Consider the following 17,979-nt stretch of genomic DNA (forward strand, 5'->3'; position numbering starts at 1 on the left):
ATCTGACATGGCTGATCAAGCGGATGACAAGGCCGGTCCGGCGCCCGCCGCCGTGTCTGTCGAAGCCAGCAGCCTCGGCGACCAGTTGGCGACGATCCGGCAGGCGCTGAAATCCTCGCCGGTGCGCAGGCAGTTCGTCTGGGCCTGTCTCGGCATCGTCGCCGTCATCGTCGCGACTGCGATCGGCCAAGTGCTGCTCAACCGTTGGAACCAGCCCTTCTACGATGCGCTGGCGCGGCGTGACCTGCCGGGTTTCCTGCACCAACTCATGGTCTTCGCTGCCATCGCCGGCGGGCTTCTGGTGCTCAATGTCGGCCAGACCTGGCTCAATCAGACCATCCGCCTGAAGCTGCGCGAGGCGCTGACGCTCGACCTGATCGAGGAGTGGATGCGGCCGGCGCGCGCCTTCCGGCTGGCGCATGCCGGCGCCATCGGCGTCAATCCGGACCAGCGCATGCAGCAGGACGCCGGCCATCTCTCCGACCTGTCGACCGATCTCGGCGTCGGCCTCCTGCAGGCCTTCATCCTGCTGGCGTCCTTCATCGGTGTGCTGTGGACACTGTCGTCGGGCTTCGTCTTCCACATCGGCGGTTATTCGCTGGCGATCCCTGGCTACATGGTGTGGGCGGCGATCCTCTATGCCGGCATCGCCTCATGGCTGAGCTGGCTGGTCGGACGGCCGCTGATCCGCTTCAACAGCGACCGCTACACGCGCGAGGCCGAACTCAGGTCCTCAATGGTCCGCGTCAACGAGAACATCGATGCCATCGCGCTTGCGCATGGCGAGGCCGACGCCAGGCGGCAACTCGAGCTCGACCTCGGCACGGTGCTCGGCGCCATGCGGCGCATCTACAGCGCCCAGATCAATCTCTCCTGGGTCACCGACACCTATGGCTGGATCACCGTGGTGGCGCCGATCCTGGTTGCCGCGCCGGTCTATTTCGCCGGCGACATCAGCTTCGGCGGCCTGATGATGGCGGTCGGCGCCTTCAACCAGGTCCATTCCTCGCTGCGCTGGTTCATCAACAACATAGGCGGCATCGCCGATTGGCGAGCGACGCTGATGCGCGTCGCCGATTTCCGCATCGCGCTCGGCGAAACCGATGTCTTCCACGACACCGAAAAGCGCATCATTTTTGCCGAAAACCCCGGCGGGACGCTGACCTTCGAGAAGCTTGAGGTCGCCTCGCCTGACGGCTGCACGAAGCTTGCCGAGCCGCATGTCGAGATTCGCCCCGGCGAGCGCGTCATGATCACCGGCGACCCGCGCGCCGGCAAGACGCTGTTCTTCCGCGCCATTGCCGGGCTGTGGCCGTGGGGCAGCGGCCGCATCGGCATGCCGACCGGAGCGGCGCCGATCTTCGTTCCGCGCACCCCCTATTTCCCGCTCGGCACGCTGCGTGAGGTGCTGAACCACACCGACGACATCACGGTCGAGGATGCCGAGATCGCGGCGGTGCTGACGGAAGTCGGCCTCGAACGGCTTGCCTCCTCGCTCGACCGTTCGGCGCGCTGGGAGCACGAACTGGCCGATGACGAGCAGCGCCTGCTTGCCGTCGCCAGGCTCGCGCTCAGGCGGCCAAAATGGGTGATCATCGACGAGGCGATGGACACGTTCGACGGCGCGACGCTGCGACGCGTGCTGGCGATGCTGGAGAAGCGCCTGCCGGATGCCGCCATCCTCAACATCGGCCGCGGCCAGCACAACAACCAGTTCTTTCCGCGCTCGCTGACGATCGTGAAGGATACAGCCGGGTCGGCGCTGAAGCCCGCGCGGGTCAGGGCCGGCGCGATCGAGCCGCCGCCGCACGCTGCGCGCAAGAAGAAGTGAGCGATAGAGCGGCGGTCTATCTCTTTGTTTTCGCGCAATTCCGGACGGAAGGCTACGGCGAAGTCGCCGAGCCTGACCGTTTCACGCTTTTGCTGGAATTGCTCCAGCTTTATTTCGCCGTGATCGGCGCGGAAGATGATGCGCGTCAAACCGGACGCACGCGACCATGTTCGACGTGCTCAGCCTGCTTGCCTGTCTCGGCTGCGCTCAGGCAACGCCCTTGCCGATGCCAGCCGCGCCAGCCGCTGTGGATGTCGAACTGGTGCTTGCGGTCGACATCTCGACGTCGATGGACGAGCGCGAGTTCGCGCTGCAGCGCGCCGGCTATGTCGAGGCGCTCAGGCATCCGGACTTCATCAAGGCGGTGCGAGCTGGCACCAACGGCCGCATCGCGATCGCCTATTTCGAGTGGGCGGGCACCATCCGCGACGACGCGGTGCTTGCCTGGCAGATCATTGATGGCAGCGACAGCGCCGATGCCTTCGCTGACGGGATCGCGGCGCGGCCCTTCCGCAGCTTCCGTGGCACTTCAATCTCCGGCGCGCTCGCCTTCGGCACCGGGCTCTTCGGGCAAAGCGCCTTCAAGACGCAGCGGCGCGTCATCGACATTTCCGGCGACGGCCCCAACAACACCGGTCCGCCAGTCACCACGGAGCGCGACGCGGCTTTGGCCAAGGGCATCATCGTCAACGGCCTGCCGATCCTGATCAGCCCATCGCCAACCTTCAGCCATCTCGACCGCTACTATGCCGAATGCGTCACCGGCGGGCCGGGCTCCTTCGTGCTGCCGATCTACGCGGCTTCCGAGTTCTCGACCGCCATCCGGCGCAAGCTGATCCTCGAGGTGAGCGGCATCGCCGACACGGCGGCGGTCCGGATCGATGCCGAGCCACCCATCGACTGCCTGCGGGGCGAGCGCGACCGCCGTTTCTATTCCGATCCCTATTTCCCGGAACTCGATCGCTAGAGCGGTTCAGCGTTTCAAGGAATCGCGGAACCGCTCTAACTTTTTGTTTCTACGCGATTCAGGACGGAAAACCGTTACACACTTTTCCTGGAATTGCTCTAAGCCGACAGGTTCGGGGCACGACAAGATCAGGCGGGCCGCGCGCCGTATTTCTCGCGGAACTCGTCATAGAGGTCACGCCGGCGGCGGCGACCGTCGACATAGCCGCGCAACAGCTGCGGCAGCGAGTAGCCGAGCGACTTGGACGAGCGGTTGGCCAGATAACCGGCGAATGCCTGCGAAATCCTGCCCTTCATCGTATCGGCGATGATCTGGCGCGCGATCATATAGGGCGGGATCTCGGGATAGCGGTCAGCGATGTAAGGGTGCTTGTCGATGAGGTTCGCATAGGCCTCGACATAGCCGTCACGGCGGCCGGAAATCGAATTCTCCGAATTGTATTTCTTCCAGTCGATTTCCTCGGTGAGCAGCGCGCCGCCGCGGCGGGCGAAGCGCAGCAGCAATTCGCGATCCTGCATGCGCGCGATGTCGCTGTCGTAGCCGCCGATCGCCAGCAGCGATTCATGCCGGGCGGTTATCGCGGAACCGGCGATGAATATGGTCTGGGAGACCAGGGCCCGTTCCAACGTGTTGCGGGTCAGGAAAGCCTCGCGGTTGACGCATCTGGTGGCCCGGTTGCCCTTCACGGACACGAAAGAGCTGATGAGGACTTCCAGCGACGGATTCTCATCGAAGCGCGCCAGCGTGCGTTCCAGCCGGTCCGGCAGATAGACGTCGTCCGAATCGAGAAATGTGACAATGGGCGCCCGCGCGCGTTCGATACCGGCATTGCGGGCGGCGTTGGCGCCACGCCATTTCGCGCCGACATAGATCAGCCGGGGATCGCGGATTTCGGCAAGCGCCGCCGCCGTGCCGTCGGTGGAGCCGTCATCGACGACAATGTGCTCGAAACGGACAAGGCTCTGGGCCAGCACGCTTTCCACGGCGCGCACGACCTGGCTGCGCCGGTTGTGGGTTGGCGTGATCACTGTGATGAGGGGCGCCGGCTCGGGAGCTTTCGGCATGCAACTAGGCCCCGGATTCTGGGATATTCGGATGGATCTGAGGCCGCCTTCCATGCCCGCCCAGGATTGCGTTCGGTGGAACGCTACAAAAAAGAGGCCTCCGTGTCATCTCGACCGCCCGGCGCTCAGGGCCTGCAACCGGCAAATTCCGCGACACCGCGCCTCAACTGCAACACTTTAGCTGTGGCCGATATAGTCCGGCACGAGCTCGACCCTGTCGCCGACGATGCCCGCGGCAAAGCTGAGCTGTCCCCAGAAGACCAAGGTATAGAACGCCAGGCCGACGATGACGGCGAACGGGATTTGCCAAAGCGGCATGCCTGCGGGGTGCGCATGGCCCACGATGCGCCGCGCCGTGCGCCACGACATGGTGAACCAGCGGCTGAACGACTTGACGATCCGCTGGCCCCGGCTGGGCGACCGGAGCGCGACGAATTTCCTGTCGGCATCCCTGCCGGTCACCAATGCGCGCCAGAAAAAGAACCGCCAGCCCCGCGGGGAATAGTGGTAGACGCGAGCGTTGACGTTGCGCAGATCGTGGCCTTCGCGGCGCAGTTGGTGCATCAGCAAGGTGCAGGAGACCTTGAAGCCATTGTTTTCAGGAAACGGGTGGCTGGAAATCCAGTCGCGCCGGAAGGCAGTATTGTTGGCGTTGAGGGCCCGTTTCGAGGCGAACCTCTTGTCGCCCTGGGCCATCGGGAAGAACCACATCAGGGCAAAGGTTCTCGAAAAGAAGTCATCGCACAAAAGATACGTGTAGCCGTTGACACAGACGATGCCAGGGTCCTGAAACGGGCCGAGCAGGGTTGCAAGCCAGTCGCGTTCCGGTACGGTGTCTGAGTCCAGGAAGACGACCAGTTCGCCCTCGGTTGCCTTGATGCCATTGTTCTTGAGGTCGTAGTAGCGGCCGCCAGGGCAAGCCACGAAGCCTATCTCCGCCACTTCTTCCAATCGCGGCGCTTCGGCACGGAAGTTGCGCCGAAGCGTGTCCGCGTCCTCGGCTTGCCCGCCATGCGAGATGATCAGTTTCGGTCTCGCAAAGCCGATCGCGGAAACCGCGGCGATTTCGCGCGCCAGGGCGTTCAGCCCAACGCCGATCTCGGCCCAGTCGATCGACTTGGCGTTCTCCATTTCCACGACGATTGAATAGTCGGGGTATTCGTCAGCCATCGGGGGCGCTACCGGTTCATCGGAGTGTATGTCGCTATAACCCTGGTGGCCTGCTGTCAAACGACCGAGACGCTACCCACATCTGCGAGTTCGCCGCCTCGATCAAGTGGGTTTTCGTTGTTTCTAGTTCTTCAGGAAACCACGGAAGTGGCGCGGGCGATGCCAGAAGCTCGAAGGATCGGCGTACTCGGACAGAAAGCGCTCCCTCCATTCGTCATTGATTGTGTCGCGCTGGATTTCGAGACCTGACTCGATGTTGGTTCCCCAGGTAAGTTCGGTATCCGCCAAGCGTGCAATTTGCTTGAGGCTTGCTCGCGGATCTTGCTGAATTTGCTCGTAAGTCAGAGAAAGGTAGGGCAGTCCGTTTTTTGCGAACCAGCCATCCCAAGCCAGATTTTCCATCAGAATTCTTTCAAGCGAATCGACGATCGCGCCACCGTCATAGCGCGGCGGTGTGTCATTGATTTCCGTGGAGCGGAATCTGCGGGTTTGACGGGCGCGGGCCCAAGAAATCGCCTGGCCCAGCCGATCACGGCGCGTCAAGCGGACGTAACGCGGATTCGGAAGGCTCGCGGGCAGGTTCAATTTCTTGGCAACTTGAGCAAATTGGCTTGCGAAAAGCTTGATCGCGTAGATTCCTGAAGAGGATCGCCCGTCCGTCACCGCACGCAGAAGCTGCGCGCGGGGGGCGCGAGGATAATCCGGCAGCTCCAGCAAACGGCGACCGCCAAACCACTCAAGTGGACGCCCCAGTTCGGCGGAGGCCATCAACCCAGCGAGATGATTGCTACCGCTGCGCGGTGAGGTGCAGACAAGAATTCCCGCCTTTATCCCGGACAGAATGTCGGGCGGGATTTCAACCGTGGCCGCACGCCGACGAAAGAGACGCATCGCAATCATCGCTTCAGCAGAAACACTGCCTGCTGGCCGAAGAAATTCCAGAACCACCACGGCATGGAGAGGCCGATCCTCTGACCATTGCCGTCGAGGGCGGTTGCCTTTTCCACCGTGGCGCCAAGCTCCTCGCACAGATTGACGAAGTCACGGATGGTGCAGAAATGGATGTTGGGCGTGTCGTACCAGGAATAGGGCAGATCCTTGGTCACCGGCATCCGCCCCTTGACGAACAGCGACAGGCGCACCCGCCAGTGGCCGAAATTGGGGAAAGAGACGATGGCGCGGTTGCCGATTCTGAGCAACTCGTCGAGCACCAGCTTCGGATTGCGGGTCGCCTGCAGGGTCTGCGACAGGACGACGAAATCGAAGCCCTTGTCGGGATAGAATTCGAGATCCTTGTCGGCGTCGCCCTGGATGACCGAGAGGCCGCGCGCCACGCATTCGTTAACGCCGCGCTGCGACAGTTCCAGCCCACGGCCGTCGACCTGCTTGGTTTCCTGTAGTAATTCGAGCAGCAGCCCATCGCCGGAGCCGACATCGAGCACCCGTGACTGCGGCGGGATGAGATCGGCGACGACTTCAAGGTCGACGCGCTGGGCGCGGTTGACGCTCACAGGCTGGCCTCCCTTTTGGCGCATGATCCTGACTCGGAAAGTCTGCAACTTTCCGGGGTCATGCGCTCAGCCCCCTTGCCCGCGCGGCCGAGCCGATGAAGCCGTTGATGGCGGCGAACAGTTCCGGCTCATCGAGCAGGAAGGCGTCATGGCCGCGATCGGTCTCGATCTCGACGAAGGAGACGGAGGCGCCGGCAGCGTTCAGCGCATGCACGATCGAACGGCTTTCCTCGGTCGGGAACAGCCAATCGGAGGTGAAGGAGACCAGGCAGAAGCGCGTCTTGGTGCCGGCGAAGGCATCGGCCAGGCGACCACCGTGATCGGCGACGAGGTCGAAATAGTCCATCGCGCGGGTCAAATAGAGGTAGGTGTTGGCGTCGAAGCGGTCGACGAAGGTCATGCCCTGATGGCGCAGGTAGCTTTCGATCTGGAAGTCGGCGTCGAAACCGAAGGTCAGCGCCTCGCGATCCTGCAGGTTGCGGCCGAACTTGCGGTGCAGCGCCGCCTCCGAAAGGTAGGTGATATGGGCGGCCATGCGCGCCACCGCCAGCCCCTTCTCCGGACGCTTGCCGTATTCGAAATACTTGCCGCCATGCCATTCCGGATCGGCCATGACGGCTTGCCGGCCCACTTCGTGGAAGGCGATGTTCTGCGAGGAATGACGTGCCCCGGTGGCGATCGGCAGCGCCGAGAAGACGCGCTCGGGATAGCTCGCCGCCCATTCCAGCACCTGCATGCCGCCCATCGAGCCGCCAAGCACGCAAAACAGCTTCTCGATGCCGAAATGGTCGACCAGCATCAGCTGCGCCCGCACCATGTCGCGGATGGTGATGACCGGCAGGTCGAGGCCGTAGGGCTTGCCGGTGGCCGGATTGGTCGAAGCCGGGCCGGTCGAGCCGAGGCAGCCGCCCAGCACGTTGGAGCAGATGACGAAGAAGCGGTTGGTGTCGATGATCTTGCCGGGACCGATCAACACCTGCCACCAGCCCGGCTTGCCGGTCACCGGATTGGTGCTGGCGACATGCTGGTCGCCAGTCAGCGCGTGGCAGACCAGGATGGCGTTGGAGCGGGCGTCGTTCAGCGTGCCATAGGTCTGGTAGGCGATCTGAAACGGCGACAGCAGCGCGCCGGCATCGAGCTTGAGCGGCTTGTCGGCGCCGAAGCGCAACACCGGGCTCGACGGATTGTCGGCCTCGTTGCTGGTTTTTGCGGCGCGCAGAACGGCCATAACATCCTCTTACATTAGGCACCGTGGTTTCCGGAAACCGATTCCGGTTTCCGGACCAGGCGACTGTCCGGCCGGCGGCGGGCAACAAAAAACCGGCAATGCCTTCGCAAAGCCGGTTACAGGATGCAAACGGCCCTTTAGCGAATTGTTTAACGTGGCTGCAAGCCGACCGGCCAAATCACCACGGAACTGTCGCTGCTCTTCTAGGGCCAGCGCGGCTCGGCGTCAACGGTCGGGCTTTTCGCGCCCTTGCCGCCCTCTCGACATTCGCGGCCACGGCTTGTATTTCCGCTGCGGCCTTCGGTTGGAGGCATCCTCGACGGACTTTTGGACATGAACCAGACACCTGACAAGGCACGTCCGACGCCCCGCGCGGGCATCATGGACATCGAAGCCTATGTGCCCGGCAAGAGCACAGCGCCTGCCGGTGTCGCCAAGGTCCATAAACTGTCGTCGAACGAGAACCCGCTCGGCCCCTCGCCGAAGGCGATCGAGGCGGCGCGGGAGGTTGCCGCAAGGCTCGACGTCTATCCCGACGGCACCGCCAGGCGGCTGCGCGAGGCGATCGCCGAGGCGCACGGCCTCAACCCTGCGAACATCATCTGCTCCAACGGCTCCGACGAGATTCTCGGCCTGTTGGCGCAGACCTATCTTGCGTCCGGCGATGAAGCCATCATCACCGAGCACGCCTTCATGGTCTACAAGATCTACATCCAGTCGGCCGGCGCCACGCCGGTCACGGTGAAGGAGACCCATGAGCGCGCCGACATCGACGCGATCCTGGCAGCGGTGACGCCGCGGACCCGCATCATCTTCCTCGCCAATCCCAACAATCCGACCGGTACATACGTGCCGTTCCAGGAAGTGCGCCGGCTGCATGCCGGCCTGCCGAAGAACGTGCTCTTGGTGCTGGATGGGGCCTACGCCGAATATGTGCGCCGCAACGACTACGAGGCCGGCATCGAACTGGCGGGAAGCGCGGAGAACGTGGTGATGACCCGCACCTTCTCCAAAATCGGCCTTGGCGGCGCGCGCATCGGCTGGATGTATGGCCCCATGCACATCGTCGACGCGATCAACCGCGTGCGCGGCCCCTTCAACGTCAACGCAACGGCGATCGAGGCCGGCATCGCGGCGATCCGCGACCGCGCCCATGTCGAGCGCAGCGTGGCGCATAACGAAACCTGGCTCGCCTGGCTGAGCGACGAACTGACCAAGCTCGGGCTGCGCGTGACGCCGAGCGTCGGCAATTTCGTGCTGATCCACTTCCCCGAGGACGGCAAGCATTCGGCGGCGGCGGCGGACGACTATCTCACGGCGCGCGGCTACATATTGCGGCGGGTTTCCGGCTACGGCTTCCCCAACGCGCTGCGCATGAGCGTCGGCATCGAAGAAGCCAATCGCGGCGTGATTGCCGCCCTCACGACCTTCCTGAAAAGTTGAGCGCCATGGCACCTGTGATGTTCGAAAAGATCGCGCTGGTCGGCATCGGCCTGATCGGCTCGTCGCTGGCCCGCGTCATCCGCCGCGAGGGCCTGGCCCGCCATGTCGCCATCGCCACCCGCAGCCCCGCCACGCTGGCGCGGGCCGAGGAGCTCGGCCTCGGCGATTCCTACGCAACCGACGCCAGGCAAGCGGTGCGCGATGCCGATCTGGTTATCGTCTCGGTGCCGGTCGGCTCCTCCGGCGAAGTGGCGGAGGAGATCGCGCCGGCGCTGAAGAAGGGCGCCATCCTCACCGATGTCGGCTCGACCAAGGCTTCGGTCATCGCGCAGATGCAGCCTTATGTACCTGACGGCGTTCACTTCATTCCTGGCCATCCTCTGGCCGGCACCGAGAAGTCCGGACCGGACGCTGGCTTCGCCGACCTCTTCGACAACCGCTGGTGCATCTTCACGCCGGTGCCCGGCACCGATCCCGCGGCATTGGAAAGGCTTTCAGAGTTCTGGCGGCGCTGCGGCTCAAACATAGACACAATGGATCCGCAGCATCACGACATGACGCTGGCCATCGTCTCGCACCTGCCGCACATCATCGCCTACAACATCGTCGGGACCGCGGACGACCTGGAATCGGTGACCAAGACCGAAGTCATCAAGTACTCCGCCTCCGGTTTCCGCGACTTCACTCGCCTTGCCGCGTCCGACCCGACCATGTGGCGCGACGTCTGCCTGCACAACAAGGACGCTATCCTGGAAATGCTGGCGCGGTTTTCGGAGGACCTTGCTTCGCTGCAGCGGGCGATCCGCTGGGGCGACGGCGAGAAACTGTTCGACCTGTTCACGCGCACGCGCGCGGTCCGCCGCTCGATCATCGCGGCCGGCCAGGACATCGATGTGCCGGACTTCGGCCGCCAGGTCGTCGAGCATCCCGGCGCCAAGGGATAGGCGCGTCTAGAGCTTCTAATCGCCGGGTCAGTGGGCCGCCATCATGGCCAGCGTCTCTGCCCGGTCCGGGGCGCCGAGCCGGCCGCCGAAGCGCTGGCATTTGAGCGCCGCCGCAGCACTGGCAAAGCGCAAGGCCTGCTCGGGCGGCATAGCTTCCGCGAGGCCGACGGCAAAGGCGCCGTGAAACACATCGCCGGCCGCCAACGTATCGACCGCCTTGATCCTCGGCGCCGCGACATGGCGGACCGAGCCGGTGGAACGGTCGTGCCACCAGCTTCCCGCCGCGCCGCCGGTGACCGCGACAAAGGCGTCGGTACGGCTGGCAAGATCGGCGCAGGCGGTTTCCGGATCGAGCGCATGGCCGCAGACGATACGCGCCGCGGGTTCGGAAGCGACGATGTGCGTGGCCAGCGGCAACAACTGCTCCAGCACCTCCAGCGGCGCGGTATCGGCATCGAGGATCGCAGGCCGGCCATTGGCGCGCGCCGCGTTCAGGGCGAGCGCCGCGGCGCCCGGCCAGCGGACGTCGACCAGCACGGCGTCGAAGGCGGAGAGATCGGCGGGCAATTCAGCGGGGTCGGCCTGCGCCTTGCGGTCGTAGAACGGAACGATGATGCGCTCGCCATGCGCGTCAACGAGGATCGCGGCCAGCGCCGAGCGCGCGCCGGCCACACGTCGGACCAGGCTGCAATCGACGCCCTCGGCCTCGATCTCGGCAATCAGCTGGTCGCCGACGGCATCATCGCCCGCACTTGCCCAGAGCGAGACTTCGGCGCCGAGACGGCGGGCGGCGCAAGCGGCGCTGGTTGCCATGCCCGAGGCGATCTGGACGCCATCGGAAGCGATGAACTTGCCCTGATGCACGGGCAGCGTGTCGAGGCGAAGGATCGTGTCGAGGGTGAACGCGCCAACACTCAGGAGCTTGACCGGTTTATCCATCTGCTCGCAATCTCTTGTTGAGCATGATCTTGTCCGAAGACCTGTTTCCACCTTTTGCTGACGCGGGCCCTCGGTTCGGAACCATGCTCTAGTTGACCGGCTTGATCTTGCCGAGCGGGATGAAGCCGAGCGAGGCCTTGCCCTTGACGATCCTGAGCGGCATGGACGGTTCGTTACCGAGCATCGCCAGGCCGGCAAAGCCTTGCTCGATCTCGCTCTTGCGCTCGGGAATGGCGCCGCCAAGGATCGCCGCCACCGCCTTGGGATTCCTGAGCTTGATCGTCAGGTCGGCGTCGATCAGGCCGTCGGCATCGACCGATAGCGGCCCGGACACCGTTATCCGTGCTTCGCCAGACGACAGATCGAGCTTTGCGATGTCGACCGACTGGCCGCGCAGGCTCTTCGGCTGCGTCCTGATCAGCACGACACCGTTCTTCAGCGTCGCCTCGCCACTACCGTCGAGCGGCGGCAGCACGCGTCCGCCGATAGCATCGGCGTCGATCTCGAGATCGTTGAAACTGCCGGCATAGCCGATGTCCTGGCCATTCGGCTGCAATTGCCCGGCAGCCTTTCCGGCATAGAACAGTTCGACAGGATCACTGTTGTCAGCCGGATCGGTCTGGCCGGACAGGCCCTCGGCCTTCAGCGCGACGCGCCGGGGCAGCGGCCAGGAGAGCTTCGCATCCGCCCGCAGCTTGTCCCAGTCGATCCATAGCGGCGTCATCCCGGGCATGGAGGTCCTGAGCGGCCCGCGTAGATCAGCAACAGGCGACAGGGGCTGGTTGATCGCAGCCACGGCATTGAAGCTGCCGGTCGAGGCGGCGAGGTTCCTGGCATCGTCCTCATAGGCGAGCGTGTCGCAGGAAATGGCGAAACTGAGCGGATAGCCGCTGACGGTCAGGTTGGCGCAGCCGGCCTCGATGCCCTTGGCGTTGAGCGCGGCCACCGCCTTGTCGGCCTCGGCCCTGACGCGATCGGCGAGGTAGAACCAGCCGGCGCTGTAGATGGCGAACAGCACTGCAATGAAAGCGGCGAGCCAGAACAGCCGGCGGCGAAAGTTCGGCGGGCGCTGGTCAGTTGACGTCATGCTGGAGCTCTCATTGCCCCTGATATTGCGGGCGGACGGTTGTTACGCAACAAGCGGAAGACGGAAACACTGATTCCGGCGTGCGGTCGGGACTCACGCGATCAGGCTTGGCGATATGGGCGATTTTTGGGTTTTTGGCTATGGGTCGCTGATCTGGCGCCCTGGATTCGCGCATGTCGAGACGCGCCGCGCGCGCCTTTTCGGCTATCGGCGGTCGCTTTGTGTCTATTCCTTCGTGCACCGAGGCACGCGGCAGCGGCCGGGCCTGGTGCTCGGCCTCGACCGTGGCGGCTCCTGCATCGGGCTGGCGTTCCGCGTGCCCGGCGACCTGCGGGGCGAGGTTCTCGCCTATCTGCGCGAGCGCGAACTGGTGACCAGCGTTTATGTCGAACGCACGCTGGACATCCGGCTCGACGGGAACGGGACGGAGGCACGCAAGACGATCAAGGCGGTCGCCTACATCGTCGACCGCGCGCATGAGCAGTATGCCGGCGCGCTCGATGCGGCCCATGCGGCCGGCATCGTTGGCGGCGCAGCCGGCCAGTCCGGCAGGAACGAGGACTATGTGCTGAGCACGCTGGAGCACCTCAAGGCGCTCGGCATCCGCGACCACTGGCTGGAAGAGGTGGCGCGGCGGGTCGCGCCTTTGTGAAGCGCTGGCCTGCCGGAAAAGAAGGGCCAGGCCTTTGACCTCGGCAATCCAAGACCTAGCTTAGCTGCTGCCCCCAAGCCGGGCTTGCCCCGCATCATCCCAATCATCACGGAGTTCAATCTTGCACAAACGCCGTCTCGGTCGCACCGAACTTTCCATCGCGCCGCTGGTCCTGGGCGGCAACGTCTTTGGCTGGACCGCCGACGAGAAGATCTCCTTCGACCTGCTCGACCGTTTTGCCGATGCCGGCCTCAACGCCATCGACACGGCGGACGTCTATTCGCGCTGGGCTCCCGGCAACAAGGGCGGCGAGTCCGAAACCATCATCGGCAAGTGGATGAAAAGCCGCGGCAACCGCGACAAGATCGTCGTCATCACCAAAGTCGGCTCGGACATGGGCCAGGGCAGGCGGGATTTGTCCGCCGTCTATATCGAAAAGGCGGTCGACGCATCACTGAAGCGGCTGCAAACCGATGTGATCGATCTCTATCTGTCGCATTGGCCGGACCCGGCGACACCCTACGAGGAGACGCTCGGCGCCTATCAGAGCCTGCTTGCCAAGGGTAAGGTCCGCCATGTCGGCTGCTCAAACCTCGATGCCGGCCAGCTACGGGCGGCGCTCGACGTGGCAAGCCTGCGCAGCCTGCCGCGCTATGAGGTTCTTCAGCCCGAATACAATTTGTACGATCGGTCGTCGCTCGACGGACCGCTGCTTGATCTCTGCGTGGCCGAGGATATCGGCGTTATCACCTATTTCGGTCTCGCCAAGGGATTCTTGAGCGGCAAATACCGCGGCAAGGCCGATCTCGGCCAGAGCGAGCGGGGCGAGGATGTCGCCAGCTACCTCAACGAGCGCGGCATGCGCGTCCTCGCCGCGCTCGATTCGGTATCGGCAAGGCATTCGGCCAGGCAAGCGGAGGTGGCTCTGGCCTGGGTGATGGCGCGGCCGGGCATCGCGGCGCCGATCGCCAGCGCCACGACGCTCGCCCAGATGGACGGCCTGGTGCGGGCGGCATCGCTGATGCTCGATGCCGACGACATCGCGGCGCTGGACCGGGCCAGCGCCTAGCGCCGCAGGGCCGGCGGTGTTTCGCCCGCTGTTGCACGATCGTTCAAGACGGGGATGCCGCTTGCGCATAGCGTTCCCGCATCGCGACAGGATGCGGGAAAGGCGTATGGCTGGGTTCTTGTCCCTCACGCAGCCATGGCAGCAGGTGCTGGCGCTGGTGTTTGCCGCCACCGTGGTGATGGGCAGTCCGGGGCCGGCGACCATCAGCGTCACCGCCATCGGCGCCGCCTTCGGCCTGCGCCATTCGCTGCGCTATACGTCGGGCATCATCCTCGGCACCACGATGGTGCTTCTGGTGGTGGCGTCCGGCGTGATGGCGATCTTTGCCTTGCTGCCGGGCATGGCGCCGGTGCTGGCGATCGCATCCGCCGCCTACATCCTCTATCTGGCCTACAGGATCGCGACGGCGCCGCCACTGGCGGCGCGCGAGAGCGGGATGGCGCCTCCGACATTCGCCGGTGGGTTCCTGCTCGCGGTCGCCAATCCGAAAGCCTATGTGGCGATCGCCGCGGTCTTCGCCGGCGCTTCGTCGGGCGTCGCCGATCTCGGAATTTCGACCAGGCTCGTGGTGCTCGCGCTGATGATCGTCGCCATCCACGTGCTGTGGCTTCTCGCCGGTGCGGCCTTCGCCCGCTTCCTGCGGCGGCCGCTGGCCTCGCGGATCATCAACCTGATTTTCGCGGCGACACTGGTGCTGACGACGGCACTGGCGGCCTGGCCATAGGCGGGCCGGCGTCAAGAGGCTGCGGTTCAGGCCTTCGCCTTTTCGGCGGCCGCAAGCTCGGCCAGCCGCTTCGCCGCCGTCGGCGGCATTGGCGGCGGGTTCGGCGCGCGCGAGGCCTCGACGAGGAGTTGGTCGCAGGCTGCCTCGGTCTCGCCGATCAGCCGCTGCATGAACTCGTCCTTGGCCAGTCCCGGCGGGATCGGCGGCAGGAAGCGGGCCTTGATGGTGCCGGGATAGCGCAGGAATTTGCGGCGCGGCCAGTAGAGGCCGGCGACGTGGGCGACGGGCACCACCGGGACGCCAAGCTGCGAATAGATCTCGACGATGCCGTATTTGTAGGCCGGCTCGTCGCCCGGAGCGCGGCGCGTGCCTTCGGGGTAGATGATGAGCTGGCGCGGATTGCGGTCCATTTCCGCTCTGGTGGCGGCGACGACCGCCTTCAGCGCCTTGGAGCGACTGCCGCGGTCAACCGGGATCATGCGCATCTTCATGATGTACCAGCCGAAGAAGGGGATCCAGGTCAGCTCCCGCTTCAGGATGTAAAGCGCGTCATCGAGATAAGGGAAAAAGGCGATCGCATCCCAGAAGGACTGATGCTTCGGCGCCAGGATGAAGGACCCTTCGGGCAAGTTCTCGACGCCTGTGATTTCGCTCTTCGTGCCGGCGATCTTGTCGTAGAGCCACATGCAGCTCCGCGACCAGAATTTCGGCACGAACCAGGCCCGGTGACGCGGCGACAGGAAATAGTACGGGGTCCAGAGGATCATCTGGACGACCAGGCTGACATAGAAGACGAAGTTGAACGCCAGCGAGCGGACATAGAGCATGCGGGAAGGGCCCGGTGAGAACGAGTGCGTTGGTTACACCAAGCGCGGGCAAAAAGGAAACGGGCCGAGGTCGGGACAATCCCGATTCCCGAGCCTACCACATTGCCTGCGTGAGACGCTCCTTCAGGCGGGGGGCGGCGAAATCGAGGAAGGCGCGCAGCTTGACCGGCAGCAGGCCCTGGCCGGCATGGACGAGGCTCACCGGCCATGGCGGCGGCTCGAACTCCCGCAGCACGGCCTGCAGCGCGCCGGAACGCACGGCAACCGCGACCTGGTAGGACAGAACCTTGGTCAATCCGACACCGCCGATCGCGGCGTCGATGGCGGCTTCCGCGGTGTTGACGCGAAGCCGGGAGCGGACCGGCACGGCTACCTCGCTCTTGCCGTCGGCGAAGGTCCAGGTGGCGGGGGCTGAGAGGTTCTCGAACGTAATGCAGCTGTGCGCGGCCAAGGCTCCCGGGGTCTGCGGTGTGCCATGCGCGGCAAGATAGGCAGGGCTTGCGCAGACGACACGGCGGATCGCGCCGACACGGATGGCGACAAGGCTGGAGTCGGGCAGGTCACCGATACGCACGGCAAGGTCGATATGCTCGTCGAGCAGATGGGTTATCTGGTCCGACAGCGTCAGCCGGATATCCACCTCGGGATAGGCGGCGAGGAAATCAGTTACCACCGTCAGCACGTGCAGGCGGCCGAAGACGATCGGCGCGGTGACGACCAGTTCGCCCCTGGGCGTGCTGTATTCGCCGGCGGCGGCGCGCTCGGCCTCGCCGACCTCGTCCAGGATGCGGCGGCAGGCAGCGAGGTAGGCCTGCCCGGCATCGGTCGGTGTCAGCCGCCGCGCCGAGCGGTTGAGAAGGCGCGTGTTGAGATGCCGCTCCAATTCCGAAACCTTGCGGCTGACCGTGGCCAGCGGCATGCCTAAATGGCGCGCCGCGGCAGAAAGGCTGCCGGCCTCCACTGCGGCGACGAAAAGCGACATGGCCTCGAGGCGATCCATGGATCTTCCAGGAAATGGAAGGTGCTATTCCAGATATGCCATCTGTATCCGAAATATGGAAGGCTTATGTTTGGGTGCATCACCAGTTTTGGAGGACAGCGCCATATGAACGCCCATGCTTTCGCCAGCGACGTCGCCTTCACGCCGAGCGTCAAGGCGATCCAGGCACGTAAAGGCTCGCGCGAAGCCTATTCCCGCGTCGAGGAGCGCGGCGGCTGGCGGGATGTCATCACGCCCGACCTTGCCGCTTTCATCGCGGCGCAGACCAGCGTCTTCCTGGCGACCGCCAATGGTGAGGGTCAGCCCTACATCCAGCATCGCGGCGGACCGGCCGGCTTCCTCAAGGTGCTCGACGAGAAGACGATCGGCTTCGCCGACTTCACGGGCAACAGGCAATTCATCACCCAGGGCAATCTCGCCGACAATGCGCAAGCTTTCCTGTTCCTGATCGACTATGCCCACCGTCAGCGCATCAAGGTCTGGGGCAGGGCGCGTGTCGTCGAGGGCGACGCCGAACTGACGGCGAGCCTGATGCCGCGAGGCTACAAGGCGCGTCCCGAGCAGGTCATCTTGTTCAACGTCTCGACCTGGGATGCCAATTGCCCGCAGCACATTCCGCAGCGCTTCGAGGCGGCCGACGTGGCAGCGGCGCTGGCCGAACGCGACCGGCGCATCGCGAGCCTCGAACAGGAGGTCGAGCGCCTGCGCGGGGTCGCCGCTACGGGGTAATGCGGGCCGGCGGCTTCTCGCTCTTGACCACGGAGGCTTCCGCCAGGGCGATGCCGTCGGCGGTCTGGCGCAGCGGGACGATGCCGCGCGCCAGCGCGAGCACATATTTGCTGTATTCGGTCAAAAGCACGCGCAACGCTTCCGGCTTGGTCAGCCAGCCGCCATTGCCGAGATTGGTGTTGACCACCGGATAGGGCTCCAGCTTGGCGCCGTGCAGTAGCCGCCCCATCTCCAGCAGGCTGCGCGGCATATGGTAATTGTTGGTGACAAGGATGACGCTGCCATAGGCGTGGCTCTCCACCCATTTGGCGCTCTCCTCGGCATTGCCGATCGTGTCGAGCGCGGCGCGGTCGATGTCGACGCAGCAGGAAAACAGCGCCTTGTCGCCGCCGGTCGCGGCCTGCAATTGACGGCGGCTGGCGGAAGGATGAACGCCGCTGATCAGCAGGCGCTCGCCCTTGCCGGAGGCGAGAAGGTCCATCGCCGCGTCGAGGCGCGACTGGCCACCGGTGAGCACGATAATGGCATCGGCCCTGGCGGGGTTAGCGGGCGTCGTCATGTGGCTGACGGTGCTGGCGAACCAGCCGAAGCCGCCGGCAAACAGAGCCGCTAGCGCCAGGACCGAGAAAGCACAGATCCGAAGGACCATGACAAGACGGGCCAGATTGCCGGGCCCATGCCCCCGGGTACCAGCAACTGGCCTCCGTCCAGCCGTCCCGGTCGTGTCCCGCGCGTCCATCATCCTATGGTTAATCCTGAAATGCGGCCTTTGATAGATGAAAAGGCGCACATTG

At 64.7% G+C, this 17,979-nt stretch carries 18 protein-coding genes and 1 riboswitch; of the genes, 8 read left to right on the plus strand and 10 right to left on the minus strand.

The genetic code is table 11. The annotated features are described in order from the left end of the window. The first annotated feature begins 7 nt into the window (after positions 1-7). A complete protein-coding gene (locus EJ073_RS25775; protein WP_126058070.1) occupies positions 8-1,831 on the plus strand; it encodes an ABC transporter ATP-binding protein/permease in 1,824 nt (607 codons plus the stop codon). A gap of 166 nt (positions 1,832-1,997) precedes the next feature. Continuing rightward, the gene (locus tag EJ073_RS25780) at positions 1,998-2,798 is read left to right on the plus strand and encodes a DUF1194 domain-containing protein (RefSeq protein ID WP_126058071.1); all 801 of its coding nucleotides are present in this window, start codon (positions 1,998-2,000) and stop codon (positions 2,796-2,798) included. Between the two features lie 128 nt (positions 2,799-2,926). Here EJ073_RS25780 and EJ073_RS25785 read toward each other — a convergent pair whose 3' ends face one another. The 5 genes from EJ073_RS25785 to EJ073_RS25805 form a co-directional block, all read right to left on the minus strand. Next, complete coding sequence (locus tag EJ073_RS25785) at positions 2,927-3,862, minus strand: glycosyltransferase family 2 protein (protein WP_126058072.1); 936 nt, start codon at positions 3,860-3,862, stop codon at positions 2,927-2,929. A gap of 177 nt (positions 3,863-4,039) precedes the next feature. Next, complete coding sequence (locus EJ073_RS25790) at positions 4,040-5,032, minus strand: glycosyltransferase family 2 protein (protein ID WP_126058073.1); 993 nt, start codon at positions 5,030-5,032, stop codon at positions 4,040-4,042. Between the two features lie 123 nt (positions 5,033-5,155). Next, the gene (locus EJ073_RS25795; RefSeq protein WP_126058074.1) at positions 5,156-5,983 is read right to left on the minus strand and encodes a Stf0 family sulfotransferase; all 828 of its coding nucleotides are present in this window, start codon (positions 5,981-5,983) and stop codon (positions 5,156-5,158) included. Continuing rightward, on the minus strand, positions 5,929-6,543 hold the full coding sequence (metW, locus tag EJ073_RS25800) for a methionine biosynthesis protein MetW (RefSeq protein WP_126058075.1): 615 nt from the start codon (positions 6,541-6,543) through the stop codon (positions 5,929-5,931). The genes EJ073_RS25795 and metW overlap by 55 nt, the downstream gene beginning before the upstream one ends. 58 nt (positions 6,544-6,601) lie before the next feature. After that, positions 6,602-7,771, minus strand: coding sequence for a homoserine O-acetyltransferase (locus tag EJ073_RS25805; protein WP_126058076.1), 1,170 nt, complete (start codon positions 7,769-7,771; stop codon positions 6,602-6,604). 117 nt (positions 7,772-7,888) lie between these two features. Beyond that, positions 7,889-7,966, minus strand: a riboswitch (SAM riboswitch). A gap of 138 nt (positions 7,967-8,104) precedes the next feature. Here EJ073_RS25805 and hisC point away from each other — a divergent pair. Both hisC and EJ073_RS25815 read left to right on the plus strand, forming a co-directional pair. Then, a complete protein-coding gene (hisC, locus tag EJ073_RS25810) occupies positions 8,105-9,214 on the plus strand; it encodes a histidinol-phosphate transaminase (RefSeq protein WP_126058077.1) in 1,110 nt (369 codons plus the stop codon). Between the two features lie 5 nt (positions 9,215-9,219). Further along, positions 9,220-10,158: a prephenate/arogenate dehydrogenase family protein gene (locus EJ073_RS25815; protein ID WP_189347623.1), complete on the plus strand. Its 939-nt coding sequence runs from the start codon at positions 9,220-9,222 to the stop codon at positions 10,156-10,158. A gap of 27 nt (positions 10,159-10,185) precedes the next feature. Here EJ073_RS25815 and EJ073_RS25820 read toward each other — a convergent pair whose 3' ends face one another. Beyond that, positions 10,186-11,097, minus strand: coding sequence for a sugar kinase (locus EJ073_RS25820; protein WP_126058079.1), 912 nt, complete (start codon positions 11,095-11,097; stop codon positions 10,186-10,188). Positions 11,098-11,185: 88 nt separating this feature from the next. Continuing rightward, positions 11,186-12,184 (minus strand): DUF2125 domain-containing protein, encoded by a 999-nt coding sequence (locus EJ073_RS25825; RefSeq protein ID WP_126058080.1) that lies wholly within the window; start codon positions 12,182-12,184, stop codon positions 11,186-11,188. A 115-nt stretch (positions 12,185-12,299) separates the two neighbouring features. On the opposite strand from EJ073_RS25825, the gene EJ073_RS25830 reads away from it, so the two are divergent. The 3 genes from EJ073_RS25830 to EJ073_RS25840 all read left to right on the plus strand — a co-directional run bounded on the left by EJ073_RS25830 (position 12,300) and on the right by EJ073_RS25840 (position 14,629). Then, a complete protein-coding gene (locus tag EJ073_RS25830) occupies positions 12,300-12,836 on the plus strand; it encodes a gamma-glutamylcyclotransferase (protein WP_126058081.1) in 537 nt (178 codons plus the stop codon). A 121-nt stretch (positions 12,837-12,957) separates the two neighbouring features. Next, complete coding sequence (locus tag EJ073_RS25835; protein WP_126058082.1) at positions 12,958-13,905, plus strand: aldo/keto reductase; 948 nt, start codon at positions 12,958-12,960, stop codon at positions 13,903-13,905. 106 nt (positions 13,906-14,011) lie between these two features. Beyond that, the gene (locus tag EJ073_RS25840; RefSeq protein WP_126058083.1) at positions 14,012-14,629 is read left to right on the plus strand and encodes a LysE family translocator; all 618 of its coding nucleotides are present in this window, start codon (positions 14,012-14,014) and stop codon (positions 14,627-14,629) included. A 26-nt stretch (positions 14,630-14,655) separates the two neighbouring features. On the opposite strand, the gene EJ073_RS25845 is transcribed toward EJ073_RS25840, so the two are convergent. Together EJ073_RS25845 and EJ073_RS25850 are read right to left on the minus strand one after the other, a co-directional pair. Next, entirely contained in the window at positions 14,656-15,456 is an 801-nt protein-coding gene (locus EJ073_RS25845; protein ID WP_126058084.1) for a 1-acyl-sn-glycerol-3-phosphate acyltransferase, read from the minus strand. 94 nt (positions 15,457-15,550) lie between these two features. Next, positions 15,551-16,456, minus strand: a complete 906-nt coding sequence (locus EJ073_RS25850; protein WP_126058085.1) for a LysR family transcriptional regulator — start codon at positions 16,454-16,456, stop codon at positions 15,551-15,553. A gap of 105 nt (positions 16,457-16,561) precedes the next feature. Between EJ073_RS25850 and EJ073_RS25855 the strand changes: the two genes are divergently transcribed. Further along, complete coding sequence (locus EJ073_RS25855; protein ID WP_126058086.1) at positions 16,562-17,185, plus strand: pyridoxamine 5'-phosphate oxidase family protein; 624 nt, start codon at positions 16,562-16,564, stop codon at positions 17,183-17,185. Here the strand turns inward: EJ073_RS25855 and EJ073_RS25860 are convergent. Next, positions 17,175-17,927 (minus strand): YdcF family protein, encoded by a 753-nt coding sequence (locus tag EJ073_RS25860; protein ID WP_126058087.1) that lies wholly within the window; start codon positions 17,925-17,927, stop codon positions 17,175-17,177. The genes EJ073_RS25855 and EJ073_RS25860 overlap by 11 nt on opposite strands. Positions 17,928-17,979: the final 52 nt, after the last annotated feature.

It is taken from the genome of Mesorhizobium sp. M4B.F.Ca.ET.058.02.1.1, from assembly GCF_003952505.1.
Lineage (GTDB): Bacteria > Pseudomonadota > Alphaproteobacteria > Rhizobiales > Rhizobiaceae > Mesorhizobium.

Excerpts from the sequence above, each read along its gene's own strand:
- hisC (WP_126058077.1), top strand. The coding sequence starts at position 8,105 with ATGAACCAGACACCTGACAAGGCACGTCCGACGCCCCGCGCGGGCATC.
- EJ073_RS25860 (WP_126058087.1), bottom strand. The coding sequence starts at position 17,927 with ATGATGGACGCGCGGGACACGACCGGGACGGCTGGACGGAGGCCAGTT.
- EJ073_RS25790 (WP_126058073.1), bottom strand. The coding sequence starts at position 5,032 with ATGGCTGACGAATACCCCGACTATTCAATCGTCGTGGAAATGGAGAAC.
- EJ073_RS25815 (WP_189347623.1), top strand. The coding sequence starts at position 9,220 with ATGGCACCTGTGATGTTCGAAAAGATCGCGCTGGTCGGCATCGGCCTG.
- EJ073_RS25805 (WP_126058076.1), bottom strand. The coding sequence starts at position 7,771 with ATGGCCGTTCTGCGCGCCGCAAAAACCAGCAACGAGGCCGACAATCCG.
- EJ073_RS25775 (WP_126058070.1), top strand. The coding sequence starts at position 8 with ATGGCTGATCAAGCGGATGACAAGGCCGGTCCGGCGCCCGCCGCCGTG.
- EJ073_RS25845 (WP_126058084.1), bottom strand. The coding sequence starts at position 15,456 with ATGCTCTATGTCCGCTCGCTGGCGTTCAACTTCGTCTTCTATGTCAGC.
- EJ073_RS25820 (WP_126058079.1), bottom strand. The coding sequence starts at position 11,097 with ATGGATAAACCGGTCAAGCTCCTGAGTGTTGGCGCGTTCACCCTCGAC.
- EJ073_RS25850 (WP_126058085.1), bottom strand. The coding sequence starts at position 16,456 with ATGGATCGCCTCGAGGCCATGTCGCTTTTCGTCGCCGCAGTGGAGGCC.
- EJ073_RS25825 (WP_126058080.1), bottom strand. The coding sequence starts at position 12,184 with ATGACGTCAACTGACCAGCGCCCGCCGAACTTTCGCCGCCGGCTGTTC.
- EJ073_RS25840 (WP_126058083.1), top strand. The coding sequence starts at position 14,012 with ATGGCTGGGTTCTTGTCCCTCACGCAGCCATGGCAGCAGGTGCTGGCG.
- EJ073_RS25830 (WP_126058081.1), top strand. The coding sequence starts at position 12,300 with ATGGGCGATTTTTGGGTTTTTGGCTATGGGTCGCTGATCTGGCGCCCT.
- EJ073_RS25785 (WP_126058072.1), bottom strand. The coding sequence starts at position 3,862 with ATGCCGAAAGCTCCCGAGCCGGCGCCCCTCATCACAGTGATCACGCCA.
- EJ073_RS25855 (WP_126058086.1), top strand. The coding sequence starts at position 16,562 with ATGAACGCCCATGCTTTCGCCAGCGACGTCGCCTTCACGCCGAGCGTC.
- EJ073_RS25780 (WP_126058071.1), top strand. The coding sequence starts at position 1,998 with ATGTTCGACGTGCTCAGCCTGCTTGCCTGTCTCGGCTGCGCTCAGGCA.